This is a genomic window from Enterococcus sp. DIV0170 (assembly GCF_051710765.1).
Lineage (GTDB): Bacteria > Bacillota > Bacilli > Lactobacillales > Enterococcaceae > Enterococcus_A > Enterococcus_A raffinosus.
Window position 1 is genome coordinate 1,713,634 of record NZ_JBIOLG010000001.1, and the last position, 16,219, is coordinate 1,729,852.

The window sequence follows — 16,219 nt, forward strand, 5'->3', positions numbered from 1 at the left end:
AATTGGTTAATTAGATGATACCAAATTTTGGACGCTTTGTCGAACATACGTTCTATTTTTGTTCTGGAATATTTTTGTAATAGATTATTTTTTCTCTATGAGCTTGGTATGGCTCTGTATCTTTTATGATTAAGTGTTGTTCTGTTTCTATTTCATCAAAGTCTATACTATTTAAAATTTCCAGCAGTTTATCGTATTTTTCTAAATCGTCACCTAGAAAAAATTTGACTATCTTCTTGTTCATCACTGTTCCACTCCAAATTTTCCTTCTAAGTAAAGTATTCCAATTCTGCTATTATTTTCGTTCCCTTCTTGAAAAAAAATGAAAGACCTCAGAAATGAGGTCTAGTAATTAACATCTACGAAAGTTTTATGAGATTGAACTAATTGATAGAATTCTTTATACATATCAAAGTATTCCTGAATTTTTTCATTAATTTCTTCTAGCTTATCTGATTCAGAACTACCATCAGCATTTTTGTAGTTGAGATAGAAAATCTTTTTTGGCTCTTTATACAATTTAATATTACCAACCCAATTGCTATAATCACTATACAAACCTATCATATTGCATATTTCCCGACCTAAATCATGCCATTCTGTAAATCTGTCATCCAATTTCGAGTCTAAGAAGACTTTGTTTTGTTTACTAAAACCGAAATCAATTTCTTCAAACATTTCATTAAATAGGTTAGTTTCAGAAAGGCTCATCTCTCCATGATTATAATAATTGTAAGCTACATTAATAATTTTGAATATTTCAATTGCTTTATTGTAATCCTTGCTTGAGCTTAATTTGGCAACATCATTTTCAGATATATTCATTTTTGAAAAGCTAAAAAGCATAACTTCTTTGGCTATAGTAAATATTGTTTCCTTAATTCTTTTCAGTAATTGGTCATCTGATTTATAGAAATAGTAAGAAACACCATCATTATTTAACTCTTTTAAAAATTTTTCTAAATCCTTGTTTTTCTTTTTCTCGGTTTTGTTCTCCTTGGAATCCACTACTAAATTTAAATTATCAGTAGTTTCTACTTTTTCACTTTCTAAGGATTCCTTCTTCTTATCTTTATTTTTATCTTCAGCTTCATCTTTAAGAATATAAACATGCATTGGGATATTATTTTCTCTTGCAAGCCTGTATTCTTCATGGGTGCCAGATAATCCAGAATTTGTTTTACTTCCATAATGTTCTTTTAAAAATAGAATTACGAAATCCGATTCTAATATGTTTTGTCTATAAGTTAGGGGTAATACTGATGGTGTAAGGGCTGTTTCATAAAGTAAAGGTTCTGCACCAGTTTCTTTAAGTAATTTTTCAATTTCATTTCTAACATATTCATTCCCTTTAAATGTTGAACTAACAAAAATTCTTGGTCTAAAAATCATTAAATATTCCCTCCTTCTAAATAACTTTCGCTTTTTCTTATGCTGAAAACTAGAATTATATATACTCTCTTAATAATTATTCTTCAACTTTCTATCGTATTTAGTTGTATACTATCACTTCTTTTTCGTTACTATTGGTATTAACAATCTAATAGGAGTAAAAATTGCAATTCCAATAAATGATATTAGATTTTTCCTCGTGTTGAACTCAGACTTATTAGTAACCAAATAATAATCTGAAAATTCACCATTATCCATTCTTTTTGCATTTTCAACAATATATAATTCTTTATGTTCATAAGAAGGTTTTCCAGTTACCTCTTTTAAATAATCATCATCTAGTCTTTTGAAATAATCTCCTCTTGTATATTTGATTATTACTTGTCCCTTTTCTCCTTCATAATGCGCTCTTGCAGTATCTTGTTTAGAGAATTGATTTTGGATAAAGAATAATGTAGACACTACAAGTAAGCAGGTGACAACTGCTGTCGCCAAATCAATGTGATAGTTCGAATACTCAATTTCTTTTTTAAACTCCTTAAAAAAGAAGAAATCTATTGAAAATGTTAACATCATAATAAAGGTTATCCATATTAATGGGTGTAGTTTATTTTCAAATATAGCTATAGAAACTCCCCAGATTAAACCATTTAAAATTATTAGAAATATAATTCCTGATATAATCGAGAATCCAAGTTTTATCCCGCTCTTCTTTGGCTCTTTATTTTCATTACCTTCTTTGTTATTCTCATCATTTTTGTTTGTTTCATTATCTTTCTCAGCATCTTCTTTCTTTTCTACTGATTTAGACAGGGCATCTTGTTCCTCTATTAGACTCAATGTGTCTTGAATATATTTATTTTCGTCTTTTTTTCTTCTAAAACGTTTGATGAAATTAAACCATCTGATATTTAAATATTCCCAATGATGTTTAAGAAGGTATCTAGTGAAAGCCCTTAATATTTCTGCATCTATTTCAGAAATAACTTTTGGCTTTGCTGATTTTAATTCTCTATTTTTAGTTTCTTCCTCATTACTTGAATAATCCTTTAAAATATTGTCGCAGAAAATTATCATTGTGCTTGTCATTTGGTCAAAATCTTTGCGACCCATATCCGCATTTTTTGACAATAAGTCAATTCTATTTTTCGGAACATATCTCAATGCTCCTCTTACTCGACAAACGTCATCTAACGATATCTCATATTTCGAAGCTACATTATATAATTCTTTTCTCCAACCTGACTTTGAATCTAATGAATCTCTTAAATTTCTGCTTGCAACAAATTGTTGCCCCATAAAACCAACAATACCACCAATTAAACCACTAAATATAATATTAATATTAGTAACTTGACCAAACCAATCTACAATACCATCAACTACCCCTGCTGAAGCAACCACACTCATAATCATTTACTATAGTCCCTTTCTATAATAATTATTATTATAATTTTATCAAACTTTTTTTCTTTGGTATATAAAAAGAAGGAATAGTTTATAACTTTCCTTCTGCTCGCAATTTTTTCGCATTTCTATAAACAGTAGAACGATTAATACTTAATGCCTTAGCAATTTCATTATAGCTATTACTCTTTTCAAGCATTTAAACCATCCTGTCATAAATCAGCTTATCTGCTCCTTCAGCTCTTGCATGATATTTCATTTTTCTTCCTTGATACTTTCCTTTTTCTTTTGCTATAGCTATCCCTTGCCGTTGCCGTTTAAGGATTTTTTCTCTCTCATTTTGTGCTACAAAACTCATAAGCCCCAATAACTGGTCAAACATGGTCTCATCTAACAACTCGTTCCCTGTATTTAGGTTCAAAAATGGAGAATCTATTACTGTTATTACCACTTTTTTCTCTCTTAACTTAGTGATAATTTTTTTGATGTCATCATAATCTCTACTCAATCTATCTAAACTTAAAACTATGAATTCATCTTCTTTATGTACTTCCTCTAAAATCTCTTGAAGGACTGGTCTTCCTTCAATATTTTTTCCACTCTCTTTTTCTACATAAACATCTTCTTTTCTTGCACCAGCTTTTTTAAATTCTTCTATTTGTCTATCAAGTTTTTGTTCCTCACTGCTTACTCTCGCATAAAAATATTTTGACATTTTTTCCTCCCTCCTAATTTTCTATTAAGCACAACTCAAAAGCACACGCTCCAATGGTGCATGAAATCTGTAATATAAGTGTGTGCTTGCGGTATACCCTTGAGCGCACACTTTGATTTAAGAAAAAGGACAATATTTAAACTGCCCTCTTTCAAATTCTAACTCCAGTAAACTTTTCTTCACAACTATAATTATTTAATAGGGTGAAGTGTCAACTGGTCTGATTCCTTGTCTTTAATATCTTGAACATAATCTAACACTGAATAAATTGCTGTAGATTCTGGTGATTTTGACTCGAAAAGTGGCTTCAAATCAATACTCTTTTTACAATTGTCAAAAAATATTGTTGTGCCTCTTCGGACAAAAGTATCTCTTTTTTCAAGCTTATTCATTCGTTCAACTATGAGTATTACTTTTTTCCATTTTGTAATTTGATAATAGAAATGCTACGTCCCAATTTTCTTTAACCAGTTGCTCATTGCTAATCCAGATTTTTACTAAGTTTAAAGCTTCTTCTTCATCAAAAATATCCTTAAATCTGTATTCGAGTTGGTCAACTACTGTCTGTATTGTATTAACTGTTCTTGGAGAAACACTTTTAAGATTAGTTGTGATTTCTTTCGCCTTTAAATTCAAATCTTCCATAAAATCTCCTGTGTTATAATTTTCTAGAATAATTATATCAGATAAGGAAACTAGTTTATGGAAAAAATATTAAACGCTATCACATTAGGTGACTCATTTGAATTGATTCACAAGGTTGAAGATAATTCTGTGGATTTAATACTTACAGACCCACCATATTTTGCAAATGCAGAAAAAGGATTTAAGGGTAAGGATTGGGATTCCTCTAAAAATTTACTCAATGAAGATTTGATTTATAAAATTGAAAACAAAATTTTAAATGGAGTACAGGCTAAACAGGAATACCTTAAAGCAGTAGAGCAGTATTTTATTAAAATTACTAAAACTCTTTTTCTTCCAACAATTAAGGAAGATGGTGTACTAATAGTATTTAGCAGGAAAAAAACTTGAATACTATTAAGACTGTTTTAGATAAAGATAGATTTGCTGATGAAGAATGGGCAAATACTATTTTTGCAAATGAACAAAAAGAACCTAAATCAAGATGGTTTACTACTATTCTGGAGTGGAAAAAATCTAATCCCAATAAAACTATTACAGAACATGCTTGGTCAGAATATGCCTTAATTGCTATTAATACAACAAGTTCTAATGTTGAAAAAATTATCCAAATACCTGAGTATTGGGATGATGCGCTTAACTTCAACAACCAGTATTATGCTTCTTCGCCACATAAAAGTTTGTCAATTTTTAGTGGAAAAGCTAATCATGTAACACCAAAACCAAATCAAGTTTGGGCAGATTTGATAAAAAGATTTTCTAAACCAAATGACCTTATTTTTGACCCATTTTCAGGGTCTGACACCACTACTATGGTAGCTGAGGATTTGCATAGACAGTATATTGCTTTTGAATTTGATGAAGAACAAGTAACTAGAAGTTTAAAAAGATTGAATACTTTTAAAGAGAATATGCCCCATTCATTATTTATTTTTGAGGAATAAAAATAGGCTGTCCTTGGTTGGATAGCCTAATATTTTACACAAAAACATTTAGTTGTTTGGTCTAAAAAACCTACTGCTTAACATATTTGATGTGTTTGTTTTCCTTAATGACTTTGATTCCATCAATTTTTCCATTTTTGATTCGAGTAGTAATGCCTGTTAAAACACCTTCTCTTCTAACTCCATCAGAATTATACAACTCAACTTTTAGGGCAGAATTGATTCTAACCTTGCCCAAACCTCATTGTAGATTGCACCATGTTTGTACTTCTCCTCATTTAACATAATATGCAGTGCATTGATAACCTTAGCCGTTGTGCTTAGTTTAATTCTCTTCTTCTCTTTTTTCATAATAATTACGACCTCTTCCAAAAATTTGGGACCATATTACCTTCAGATAGGATTTTTATCAATTGAAAATTACAAATTCATAAGTGGGCTACTAACAAGCCCTTTTTCTAATACAACATTATTGACTAAACTATTTAAATAAATTTCTGTTGTTTTATTTGAAGCATGACCTAGTAATCTTTGAATCGTGTAAATATCTGTACCATTTTTTAAAAGTGATTGGGTGAAGAAATATCTAAAAGTGTGAGGGCTGGCTCTAACACTAGTTGCTACACCAGCATTCTTTGCAATTCTTTTAATATCCCTTTGAGCTATATCATTAGTATATTTTTTTCCGAACTTTGTTAAGAATACATAATTTTCTTCAACTATATTTTTGTGTTCGAAATATTCCTTTTTAATCCTGTAATATTTCATTTTTTCCTTTAAGATTATTGGTGAAGTAAAGATAAATCTTCCTTTTTTCCTTTAGCTCTAATTACATTAATTCCCTCTTGTGTCAGGGTCGAATCCCTTAATTCATGCACTTCACTTATTCTAAGTCCAGAGTCTACCAAAAGCATAATCAAAAATTTATCTCTTTCACGAGTAACTCTTGTCAAATGTCCAGTATGATATTTGTCATATTTTTTTAGCTTATGATGAGTTATTTTGTCAGTGTAGATAAGCATTTTCTTAACATCTTCTTCTGAAAAAGTAGTCAATATTTTCTTTTCTTGTTTCATCCATTTTACCCTTAAAGTTGGGTTTTCCATTTGTGTGATATACTCTTCATCTTCACAAAAAAGAAAGAATGCTCTGATTGAGCGTAGAAATACATTGACATAACTCTCTGAATTTTCTTGCCCTTTTTTATAAATCATAAAACTCTTAATCATGTTGGTGGTTACTTGCTTCAAAGTATTGACTTTAAACTCTTGGCTTAGAAATTTGAAGAACATTGTCAAAAACTTGGTATTTTTCTTGATTGTCTTGTCTGATAACCCTCTGGCTCTGTCAGAAAATTCCATCTCTGTCAAAAGGTTAAATAACTCTAATTCCATACAAAAAAGCCCTCCCTTTTATTAAAAAAGAGAAGACTTTCAGTCTATACCATTGCTCATTTTATCCGTAGTCCAAGAAATTCTTGATTCTGGTTGGACTACCTACTAATTGAGTACAAATCATTGTTAAATCAAGCTAAATCCTTAACGAATACCTAAAGCAATCCGTGCATACCGACTCATCTTGTCAGTTGTCCATGCGGGATACCAAACAAGTTTCACTTCTACATTGGTTACTTCTGGAATCTCAGCTAACGCTGATTGGATATTTTCAGTTAAGATATCTGCTAACGGGCAGCCCATTGTCGTCAAAGTCATTTTAATCACAGTATTTCCCGTTTGTTCAAAATCGACCTCATAGATTAAACCAAGGTTCACGATATCGATTCCTAACTCAGGGTCAATGACTGACTCTAAAGCGGTCAAAATTGTTTCTTTAATCTCAGCTACTTCTGCATCGGTCCATTTTTGAGTGTTTTCTTCCACCTGCTTCACTCCCTTTCGAGTTTCAAGAGTATTTTACTCTATCTATCAGCTTTTGTAAATGAGAATCGAGACCTGCTTATTCTCAATTAACAATCATTCGTTATTGGCTTTGGATTTTTTTAATAAGTTCTGTTCATCCTGTGTTAAGAATGTTCCTACGACAGAATCTGTTGCTACGATGTTAGTGAACGAATGAGGATCAACATCCGCCACAACCTGTTTAAGTGTATATAATTCATAACGAGTAAAAACGATCATAATTACCTCACGTTCGCTAGAACTAAAGCCTCCTCTTGCGGGTATTACTGTTAACCCACGAAGTAATTCACGACTTAAGGCAGCACACATTTCTTTGCTCTTACTCGTGTTGACAAACGCCGTCATTTTCTGATGACTTGTATGTACGTAGTCAACTACCGTACTCATAGTGAAGATGGTTATGATCGTATATAGCGCGCTTTCCCAAGTGAAAAAGAACCCCGCTACAACAACAATCAATCCATTTAGAAGCATCATATAGTTGCCAACCGTTCGACCGGTCGTTTTTGATAGTAATAATGAAACGATATCCAGCCCACCGGTAGTAAACCCGAACTTTAATGACAGTCCAGCACCAATACCCAGTAAGACTCCACCAGTAATCGCATTCATCAATACGTTATCAGTCACCTGTCCAACAGGCACAAGTGTAGTGAAAAAGGACATCGAAATTACATTCGCAAAACTTAAGATCATTGCTGATTTACCTAATTTAATAAAGCCTAAGATGAATACTGGAACATTCAGAAGAAAAATCAAGATACCAGTATCAAGTGATAGTCCTGCATTTGAGAGCACATGTTCAACGATTTGCGCAATCCCAGTCATTCCAGCTGAAAAGACATTTGCAGGAATCAAAAAATAGTTTAACCCGACTGCGCCAGTCAAACCAGTAAATAATATAATAAGAATTTTTTTAGCTAAATCCTTAGATGTGTAATTGATAACCTTCTGCATCCGAAGTATTCCTCCTCTATTTGAAACCTATAATAGAGTAGCAGGTTCTCTCATAATTAATCAATCGTTTTCAACAACTTATTGGAGAATAATCATGGCTTTCTTAGCATTTTTTGATAAACTAGAAGAATAGATTCAGAATGTCCATTCAACGGTAGGTTTAGCCTTTTGTTGAGTCATATATGAGACATTCAAAAGAAATAAGGAGGATGTCCATGGCTAAAGATGCAAGCTTTGATATCGTTTCAGAATTGAACAAAGAGGAAGTAAAAAACGGAGTTCAAATTGCCTTGAAAGAATTGAAAAATCGTTTTGATTTTAAAGGAAGTCTTTTTGACATCAAGCTAGAAGGAAACCAATTGGTAATCAAGGCGGAAGATGAGTATAAAGTGGAACAAGTTAAGGATGTCCTGTTTAGCAAATTGATTAAACGAGGGGTTCCACTGAAGAACATTCAATTTTCTCCCTCTGAACATGCGTTAGGTGGGAATGCTCGTCAAGCAGCTGAGCTAGTAAATGGGATTGATAGAGACAGCGCAAAGAAAATCACGACAGCTATCAAAAATAGCAAAATAAAAGTAAAAGCACAAATTCAAGAAGATCGTCTACGTGTCACAGGAAAAAGCCGTGATGATTTGCAGCAAGTTATTGCATTAGTAAAGGAAATTGATTTACCTATTGATGTGCAATTTATTAATTATCGATGAAAAAAGCCGACAATAAATGTCGGCTTTTCATTTACATTAAAAGAAGTATAAAAGGAATGGCGTCCAAAAGTTAATGAAATCAACTTTTTGGGCACGCTTCATCTCTGTTTTATTTATCTATAGTTTGGGAATTTGCCAAAAATTTCATTTGCGATATTTATATTTTAATGTTTAAAGAATTACCCTTTATTCTCCCAGAATGAGCGAGATCTATGCTCCACTTCGTCTGAACCATAGACGATTTTTCGGTCCTCCCAATTAATCGGTAAAAGAGTTTGATAATGAGGATTCGTATAGCGTTGATCTAACAACAAAATAATGCCTTGATCTTCCATCGTACGGATCACTCGTCCAGCAGCTTGGATCACTTTGTTCATTCCTGGTAATTGATAAGCATAGCTGAAGCCCTGGTTTCGTTTCTCATCATAATACTCTTTGATTAATTCTTGTTCGTGATTGATTTGCGGCAACCCTACACCAACCACGACTGTTCCGATCAATCGCTCTCCCACCAAATCAATCCCTTCGGAAAAGATTCCTCCAAGTACGCAAAAGCCGATCAATGACTCTTTCGGCTGATCGATAAAAGCCGCTAAAAACTCTTCACGTTCTGCTTCGTTCAATTTTGATCCTTGAATCTGAATCGCATACTCAGGATATACATCATGAAAATAATCTGCCACTTGATCCAAATATTGAAAGGATGGAAAGAAAACAAGATAGTTTCCTGTTTTCGTTTTAACTAAGCGTTCAATTGAGGCTGCAATTTTCGGAATACTTTGGGTTCGCTTTTGATAAGTGGTCTGAATACTGGCATCAACTAAGACTAATCGATTTTCATTTGGAAATGGGCTAGGTAAGCGATAACTCAAACTATCCTCTCCTCCACCTAAAACTTCTTGATAATAATCCAGTGGAGAAAAACTTGCAGAAAACAAAATACTACTCCCTACTTTTTCCATTGTTTGCTCTAGAAACCAGGATGGATCAATACAATACTCTTTAACAATCAAATCATAACTCTTATGCTCTACTGTGGTTTGATAATGGTCGTCATAATATTCACTCATTCTAGTAAAACGCAAAATCTCAAAATAAACTGGAAGCATTTTTTGCTGAGCTGGATGATCGGGGTTTTCAGCCAACCATTCTTTAATTTGCTCCTGCAATTTGAAGAGGCTGTTAATTAGACTTTCAGGTGCTGCTTGTTGATGATGATAGGGTTCCCCGTTAAGCGACTGATGAATCAACTCGAATTCGTTATCGACCCGAATAAAAGCTTTATTTAGTTTCTTAAAAGGCTTGTCTAGGTCTTTTTGCATTTGAGCGATGTTTTCTCGAGAAATGCTTGCTGAATACATTTCCTTTGAGCGATTGACTAGATTGTGAGCTTCATCAACTAAAACCAAATTTGTCTTATTTTCCTCTTCGAAAAAACGACGTAAATACACCGTCGGATCAAACAAATAATTGTAATCTCCTACAACGAGATCACAAAAACGACTGACATCCAATGAAAGCTCAAAAGGACACAATTCATGCTTGCGTGCATAATCTTCGATAACGGGTCTTGTATATTGGTCTTCATTATTCAGCATATCCCAAAGACCATCATTGACGCGGTCATAATAGCCTTTAGCGAAGGGACAATGCTCAGGTGTACAATTTCGTTCTGTTAAAAAACAGATTTTATCTTTTGCAGTTAAGGTCACGCTTTTTACACGCGCCTCTTTTTTTGTAATTTTCGTAACAGTTTCTTCTGCAACCTGGCGGGTGATTGTCTTCGCCGTTAAATAGAAAATTCGCTCTCCTAATCCTTCCCCCATTGCTTTAAATGCTGGAAAAATTGTAGACATCGTCTTTCCTGTTCCTGTTGGGGCTTCAACAAATAGTTTCTGCTGAGCGTGAATCGTCTTGTACACCGCTGCAGCTAACTCTCTTTGTCCTGCACGGTAAGTATCAAAAGGAAAGCTTAAGCCCTGTAAAGAACGATTACGAGTTTCTCGCCATTCCATTTGAAAAATCAACCAATTTTCGTATCGCTTGATTAAATCCTCGAAAAACTCAGTCAATTCATCAAAGGTAAAGGTTCGAATCTGGCGGGTAATTTTCTCTTCAGTCGTTTGAAAATAGGTCAAGCGTGTACCGATTTCAGACAGCTCTTCCTGTTCACTATAAATATAGGCATAAACCATTGCTTGATAAAAATACAAATCAATGATGCCAGGTTCTAATTCTTCAAATGGGGTTTCGGATGTTTTTATTTCATCGATAAATACTCGATCTTCTTCTATATAAATGCCGTCAGCACGACCTTCAATTTGAACAGCGGTATCTGCGATCTCGAGGGATTTTTTCAACCAGACTTCTTTTTGATATCCTGATCCGCCTTCTTTTTGCAACTGGCGATGAATTCTCGCACCTTCTTGAGGTGTATGATTGCTGTTTTTCCCCTCATCAATGCTTCCGCTACGCAGGATAAACTCAACTAATTCACGAACCGCGATTTTCTTTACTGCCAAGTTGTCACCTCATTTTTACGTTTCTACTAAATCATTTGGCTGTTTCACCATAGAAGATTTTTTAGCCTTCGTCAAGTTTTATTCTATTTTATTGTTCTTGATTTATTTACCAGAATTTTTTTTAAACTTGTTTGCCTAAGTTGTCAAAATCGTACAGAGAAGCCGCTTTTTTTTTGCTTTTAAGGTATAATAAAGAAGGACTTTGTGATATTGAGTTTTTATTACTGACAGAATCATTTATCAGTAAGGTGAATCAAATCAAACAAAATTACTTTTTAATGTTTCAGGGAGGAAAAGAATGATTCAAATCGAAGGTTTTGTTACCGGAATCGCGCAAGAAAATTGCTATTTGATTCATAATGAAAAGAATTTATTGGTCGTGGATCCAGGAGCTGAAGGAGACCGATTAATAAAAGAAATTGAACGTATCGGGAAAAACCCGCAGGCTATTCTATTAACCCACACCCACTATGATCATATCGGTGCGGTGGAACAAATTCGAACGAAGTATGGTATTCCTGTTTATGTAAATCCTTTGGAACAGAAGTGGTTAGGAGATCCAATCCTAAATCTTTCTGGTCTAGGACGCCACGACAATATGCCAGATTTGATCGTACAGCCAGCCGAGTATGAATTTGAAATGAAAGAATACACCATTGGCGGTATGACTTTTCAGGTCGTACCAACACCAGGACACTCAATTGGCAGTGTCAGCTTTATCTTTGACGATTTTGTTGTAGTTGGGGATGCACTCTTTAGGGGAAGCATCGGGCGAACTGATTTATACACTGGAGATATGCAACAGCTGCTTTATAGTATTAAAACATATTTGTTCACTCTTCCTCGCGAGCTTCCAGCTTATCCCGGACACGGTGAAGCAACGACGATTGGTCGTGAGATCGATACGAATCCGTTCTTTAATTAAACAACTTTTTGGAGGTTTTAAATATGACAGAAACAAATCTTTATATTGTTCGACATGGTAAAACGATGTTCAACACATTGGCTCGTGTGCAAGGTTGGTGTGATACACCACTAACAAAAAGCGGACGTGAAGGCATTCATTATGTAGGACTAGGTTTGCAAGATACGAAGTTTGAAGAAGCTTATTCAAGTGACTCAGGTCGTGCAATCGAAACCATGCGTATTTTACTAAACGAACATCCTGAAGGCAAAAATATTCCTTATCACGTTGATCCTCGAATCCGGGAATGGTGCTTTGGTTCCTTGGAGGGCGCCTATGATGCAGAGATGTGGGGTGTTCTACCACGAGTATTGAACTTTAAAACAGAAGACGATCTATTTGCCACTGATGTTAGTTTTGAAGAAATCGCGAATGCTGTTGAAGGTGCAGATACTGCGAACTGGGCAGAGCCTTATACTCAATTACGCGACCGTGTTTGGAATGGATTCGAAGATATTGCTCAAAACCGAGAAAAACAAGGCGGAGGAAATGTTTTAATCGTTTCTCATGGCCTGACCATCGCCTTTTTATTAAGCTTGATCGATTCAAAACAACCTGTTCGCGCAAACTTACTAAACGGCAGTATCAATCGCTTACGGTATGAAAATGGCGAGTTTTCTATTCGTGCGATCAATGACATCAGCTACATGGAACGAGGAAAAACTATTTCAGATCATGCAGATGAATAGAAATTTAGCTGTCAGCTTTTGCTGGCAGTTTTTTTCTTAAAAAAAGCTTAGCCTTTTTTCGATGGTCTTTTCAAGAGTGAAACGGTATACTGATTATTGTTATTAACTTGAAAGGACGTACACTTAATGCTTATCGCTAATATTTTTAAAGCAATTATTCTTGGAATTGTCGAAGGAATCACTGAATGGTTGCCTATTTCTTCGACAGGGCATTTGATTTTAGCAGATGAATTTATCAAATTAAATATGAGTCCTGCTTTTATTGAAATGTTCAATGTTGTGATTCAATTAGGAGCTATCCTAGCGGTCGTGGTTCTTTATTTTAGTAAGTTGAACCCTTTCGCACCGAGCAAAACACATGAAGAAAAACAAGACACTTGGACGTTATGGTTTAAAGTAATCATCGCTTGCTTGCCTGCAGCGGTGATCGGACTGCCTTTGGATGATTTTCTAGAGGAACATTTTCATAAGTTTTTGCCAGTTGCAATCATGCTGATCGTTTACGGGATCGCTTTTATTGTTGTAGAACGACACAATAAGACTAAAACGCCCAAATGCACCAATTTGAACGACTTTACTTACAAAGCCGCTCTTATCGTCGGAGCCTTTCAATTGCTCTCTCTAATCCCTGGAACTTCTCGTTCAGGCGCGACGATCCTTGGAGCTATTATCATCGGAAGTTCTCGTTTTGTAGCGACGGAATTCTCTTTCTTCCTCGGGATTCCAGTGATGTTTGGTGCCAGCGGGTTGAAAATCGTTAAATTCTTAATGAACGGCAATACCTTTGGGGGTTCTGAAATTATTGTTTTGTTAGTCGGTATGGTCACAGCCTTTATCGTATCGATTATCGCAATTAAGTTTTTATTGGATTATATCAAACGAAACGATTTTACTGTGTTCGGGTGGTATCGAATTGTATTAGGGATAATTTTGATCGGCTATTGGCTGATTGCTATGTAAGACCTGCCTTTTTAGCAGGTCTTTTTTTCTATTTAAACTATATTAATTATAAATTAAAACGAATAGAAAATTTCTTGATTTTTAACGAGATATTCCTCTTTCACCGTTACAAGAACTAATGATAGTCATTCTCAATTCCAATTGATAATCACTTTCGTTCTCAATTAGCTAATTTCATTATCATTTAGCCAGACTAATGTGTTACTATAATAGTGAAAGAATAGTTAGTATCTTGATGAGCTATTACCATTAGATACATGTCAAGACTATTGAGAAAGGAGGAAAAGTGATGAGTAAAAAAGAACGCAATGCGTTTCTCTCTACCCTTTTCTGTTTATTGTTTTTAATTGTTGGTAGGATCTTAATTGGGCTTTCTCAGCCTATCTATCCTCTCTTTTTCATTGTTGCGATCATTAGCGGCGGTTGGAAGCAAACCTACGAAGGAATCAGTGAACTCGTGCAAGAACGCACCTTGAATGTCGATTTATTGATGGCGTTAGCTGCTATCGGAGCCTGCTTGATTGGAAATTGGTTTGAAGGGGCGATGCTGACCTTTATTTTCTGCTTAAGTGGTGCCTTGGAGGAGTATGCTACAAATAAAAGTACGAAAGAAATTACCGCACTAATGAATGTTGCTCCGAATGAAGCCTTGAAAATTATTGATGGTGAGCATGTCACGGTTCCTGTTGAAGAATTAAAATTGGGCGACATGGTTTTTGTTCCTAAAGGAAAAGCGGTCCCTATTGATGGCCGAATGCTTGGAGCTTCCTCTATTGACGAATCTGCAATCTCTGGAGAATCTGTTCCTGTTGAAAAAAAAATTGATGATGAAGCTTTTGGCGGAACAATTAATTTAGGGCAACCTTTTTCATTGGAAGTAACTAAGACAAGTAATGATACTCTTTTTGCGCATATTTTACGTTTAGTTGAAAATGCTCAAAATGAACAAACAGCAACTGCGACTTTCATTGAGAAAATTGAAAATGTATATGTCAAAGTTGTTTTACTAGCAGTTCCTCTAATGATTTTGTTTACACACTTCATACTTGATTGGAGCTTTACCGAAAGTTTTTATCGTGGAATGGTTTTATTAGTGGTTGCCTCCCCTTGTGCCTTAGTTGCTTCTGCCACACCCGCTACTTTGGCTGCAATATCAAACGGCGCGAAAAAGGGAATCCTTTTTAAATCAGGAAAGACTTTAGAAAACCTGGCGGATTTACGGGCAATCTCCTTCGATAAAACGGGCACATTGACACAAGGAAAACCGCGAGTTACGGATTATAAAACCTTTTCAGATGACTCTGTGATTCCTCAATTATTTTTTTCAATGGAGCGGCAATCAACGCACCCTCTAGCGGTAGCAATCACAAAGTTTTTTAAGGACGAGAATGCTCTTGAATTAAATGTGGAGGAACGCGCAGGATTTGGATTAGTGACTACTTATCAAGATCAAACATGGCAACTTGGCAAACCAACTGATAAGCAGAAACACCCGTTGATTGACCAATGGCACGAAGAAGGAAAGACGGTCGTGGTTCTTAGTAAGAATGATCAAATTACTGCTCTGCTTGCCCTAATGGACTTGCCTAAGCCGTATACAAAAGAAGTAATCACCTATTTCCAAGAGCAAAATGTTCAAACTGTCATGCTTACAGGTGATAATGTAGGTGCGGCCAGTTATGTTGCTCAGCAGCTTCACTTAAATGATTTTCATGGTGGGTGTCTACCAGCTGATAAAACTGATTTGGTGAAGCAACAGAAAAAGGACTATACTGTCAATGCGATGGTTGGGGACGGAATCAACGATGCCCCTGCCCTAGCCACTGCTAGCATTGGTGTCGCGATGGGTGAAGGAACCGATGTAGCCATGGAAGTTTCAGACATGGTGTTGATGAAAAATGATTTGACGAAATTGATGTATAGTCATCGCTTATCAAAAAAAATGAAACGGATTATTCGTCAGAACATCATATTCTCACTATGCGTAATCGTTCTTTTGATCGCAAGTAATTTTTTACAATTTCTGACACTGCCATTAGGAGTCGTAGGCCATGAAGGAAGTACCATTCTTGTTATTCTCAATGGACTCCGGATGCTGATACCTTTGAAGGAGCTTGCCGATATCGATGAAACGAAATGCTCCACATGTCCACTTTATAAAGCATCTCATTGATCACAAAAAGCTAGGATGATAAAGATTCTAGCTTTTTATCTGTTTTTTCTTGATATCTTGGTAACTTTTTTTATCTATATGGATGTACTACAGCTAACAAGCAATAGATAAAACGAGGCATTTGTCTATTGTTTCAAATATAATTTCTGTTAAGGAAAAAAACTTGTCACGATTTTATTGCATTGAAAAGCGGCTTTATGTATAATGAGTAATGTTGAATTGTAC

General features: G+C 34.9%; 19 protein-coding genes. 7 read left to right on the top strand and 12 right to left on the bottom strand.

The window, feature by feature from the left end; translation table 11 throughout:
* Positions 1–52: 52 nt before the first annotated feature.
* From IGI50_RS08330 to IGI50_RS08355, 6 genes are all read right to left on the bottom strand, one after another.
* On the bottom strand, positions 53–244 hold the full coding sequence (locus IGI50_RS08330) for a hypothetical protein (protein ID WP_438776707.1): 192 nt from the start codon (positions 242–244) through the stop codon (positions 53–55).
* Positions 245–345: 101 nt separating this feature from the next.
* Positions 346–1,392, bottom strand: a complete 1,047-nt coding sequence (locus IGI50_RS08335) for a DUF4062 domain-containing protein (protein WP_438776708.1) — start codon at positions 1,390–1,392, stop codon at positions 346–348.
* Positions 1,393–1,506: 114 nt separating this feature from the next.
* Positions 1,507–2,808 (bottom strand): hypothetical protein, encoded by a 1,302-nt coding sequence (locus IGI50_RS08340; RefSeq protein WP_438776709.1) that lies wholly within the window; start codon positions 2,806–2,808, stop codon positions 1,507–1,509.
* Between the two features lie 82 nt (positions 2,809–2,890).
* Positions 2,891–2,998, bottom strand: a complete 108-nt coding sequence (locus IGI50_RS08345; protein ID WP_438776710.1) for an HTH domain-containing protein — start codon at positions 2,996–2,998, stop codon at positions 2,891–2,893.
* A complete protein-coding gene (locus IGI50_RS08350) occupies positions 2,999–3,514 on the bottom strand; it encodes a recombinase family protein (RefSeq protein WP_438776711.1) in 516 nt (171 codons plus the stop codon).
* 396 nt (positions 3,515–3,910) lie between these two features.
* Complete coding sequence (locus IGI50_RS08355; RefSeq protein ID WP_438776712.1) at positions 3,911–4,159, bottom strand: hypothetical protein; 249 nt, start codon at positions 4,157–4,159, stop codon at positions 3,911–3,913.
* A 57-nt stretch (positions 4,160–4,216) separates the two neighbouring features.
* On the opposite strand from IGI50_RS08355, the gene IGI50_RS08360 reads away from it, so the two are divergent.
* Both IGI50_RS08360 and IGI50_RS08365 read left to right on the top strand, forming a co-directional pair.
* A complete protein-coding gene (locus tag IGI50_RS08360) occupies positions 4,217–4,549 on the top strand; it encodes a hypothetical protein (protein ID WP_438776713.1) in 333 nt (110 codons plus the stop codon).
* Positions 4,546–5,103 (top strand): DNA methyltransferase, encoded by a 558-nt coding sequence (locus IGI50_RS08365; RefSeq protein ID WP_438776714.1) that lies wholly within the window; start codon positions 4,546–4,548, stop codon positions 5,101–5,103. The genes IGI50_RS08360 and IGI50_RS08365 overlap by 4 nt, the downstream gene beginning before the upstream one ends.
* Positions 5,104–5,173: 70 nt before the next feature.
* On the opposite strand, the gene IGI50_RS08370 is transcribed toward IGI50_RS08365, so the two are convergent.
* From IGI50_RS08370 to IGI50_RS08390, 5 genes are all read right to left on the bottom strand, one after another.
* Positions 5,174–5,341, bottom strand: a complete 168-nt coding sequence (locus IGI50_RS08370; protein WP_438776715.1) for a hypothetical protein — start codon at positions 5,339–5,341, stop codon at positions 5,174–5,176.
* 182 nt (positions 5,342–5,523) lie between these two features.
* Positions 5,524–5,871 (bottom strand): tyrosine-type recombinase/integrase, encoded by a 348-nt coding sequence (locus IGI50_RS08375; protein WP_438776716.1) that lies wholly within the window; start codon positions 5,869–5,871, stop codon positions 5,524–5,526.
* A 14-nt stretch (positions 5,872–5,885) separates the two neighbouring features.
* The gene (locus tag IGI50_RS08380; protein WP_438776717.1) at positions 5,886–6,497 is read right to left on the bottom strand and encodes a tyrosine-type recombinase/integrase; all 612 of its coding nucleotides are present in this window, start codon (positions 6,495–6,497) and stop codon (positions 5,886–5,888) included.
* 144 nt (positions 6,498–6,641) lie between these two features.
* A complete protein-coding gene (locus tag IGI50_RS08385) occupies positions 6,642–6,983 on the bottom strand; it encodes a metal-sulfur cluster assembly factor (RefSeq protein WP_010744891.1) in 342 nt (113 codons plus the stop codon).
* 93 nt (positions 6,984–7,076) lie between these two features.
* Entirely contained in the window at positions 7,077–7,979 is a 903-nt protein-coding gene (locus IGI50_RS08390) for a YitT family protein (protein ID WP_218255573.1), read from the bottom strand.
* Between the two features lie 215 nt (positions 7,980–8,194).
* Between IGI50_RS08390 and IGI50_RS08395 the strand changes: the two genes are divergently transcribed.
* A complete protein-coding gene (locus tag IGI50_RS08395) occupies positions 8,195–8,686 on the top strand; it encodes a YajQ family cyclic di-GMP-binding protein (RefSeq protein ID WP_010744893.1) in 492 nt (163 codons plus the stop codon).
* Between the two features lie 179 nt (positions 8,687–8,865).
* On the opposite strand, the gene IGI50_RS08400 is transcribed toward IGI50_RS08395, so the two are convergent.
* On the bottom strand, positions 8,866–11,208 hold the full coding sequence (locus IGI50_RS08400) for a helicase C-terminal domain-containing protein (RefSeq protein ID WP_438776720.1): 2,343 nt from the start codon (positions 11,206–11,208) through the stop codon (positions 8,866–8,868).
* A 298-nt stretch (positions 11,209–11,506) separates the two neighbouring features.
* Between IGI50_RS08400 and IGI50_RS08405 the strand changes: the two genes are divergently transcribed.
* From IGI50_RS08405 to IGI50_RS08420, 4 genes are all read left to right on the top strand, one after another.
* Positions 11,507–12,133 carry an MBL fold metallo-hydrolase gene (locus tag IGI50_RS08405; protein ID WP_438776721.1) on the top strand — a complete coding sequence of 209 codons (627 nt, stop codon included), beginning with the start codon at positions 11,507–11,509 and terminating at the stop codon, positions 12,131–12,133.
* A 23-nt stretch (positions 12,134–12,156) separates the two neighbouring features.
* Entirely contained in the window at positions 12,157–12,861 is a 705-nt protein-coding gene (locus IGI50_RS08410; RefSeq protein ID WP_010744896.1) for a histidine phosphatase family protein, read from the top strand.
* A gap of 126 nt (positions 12,862–12,987) precedes the next feature.
* Positions 12,988–13,821 (top strand): undecaprenyl-diphosphate phosphatase, encoded by an 834-nt coding sequence (locus IGI50_RS08415; RefSeq protein WP_010744897.1) that lies wholly within the window; start codon positions 12,988–12,990, stop codon positions 13,819–13,821.
* Between the two features lie 289 nt (positions 13,822–14,110).
* Positions 14,111–15,994, top strand: coding sequence for a heavy metal translocating P-type ATPase (locus tag IGI50_RS08420; protein ID WP_438776722.1), 1,884 nt, complete (start codon positions 14,111–14,113; stop codon positions 15,992–15,994).
* Positions 15,995–16,219 lie beyond the last annotated feature (225 nt).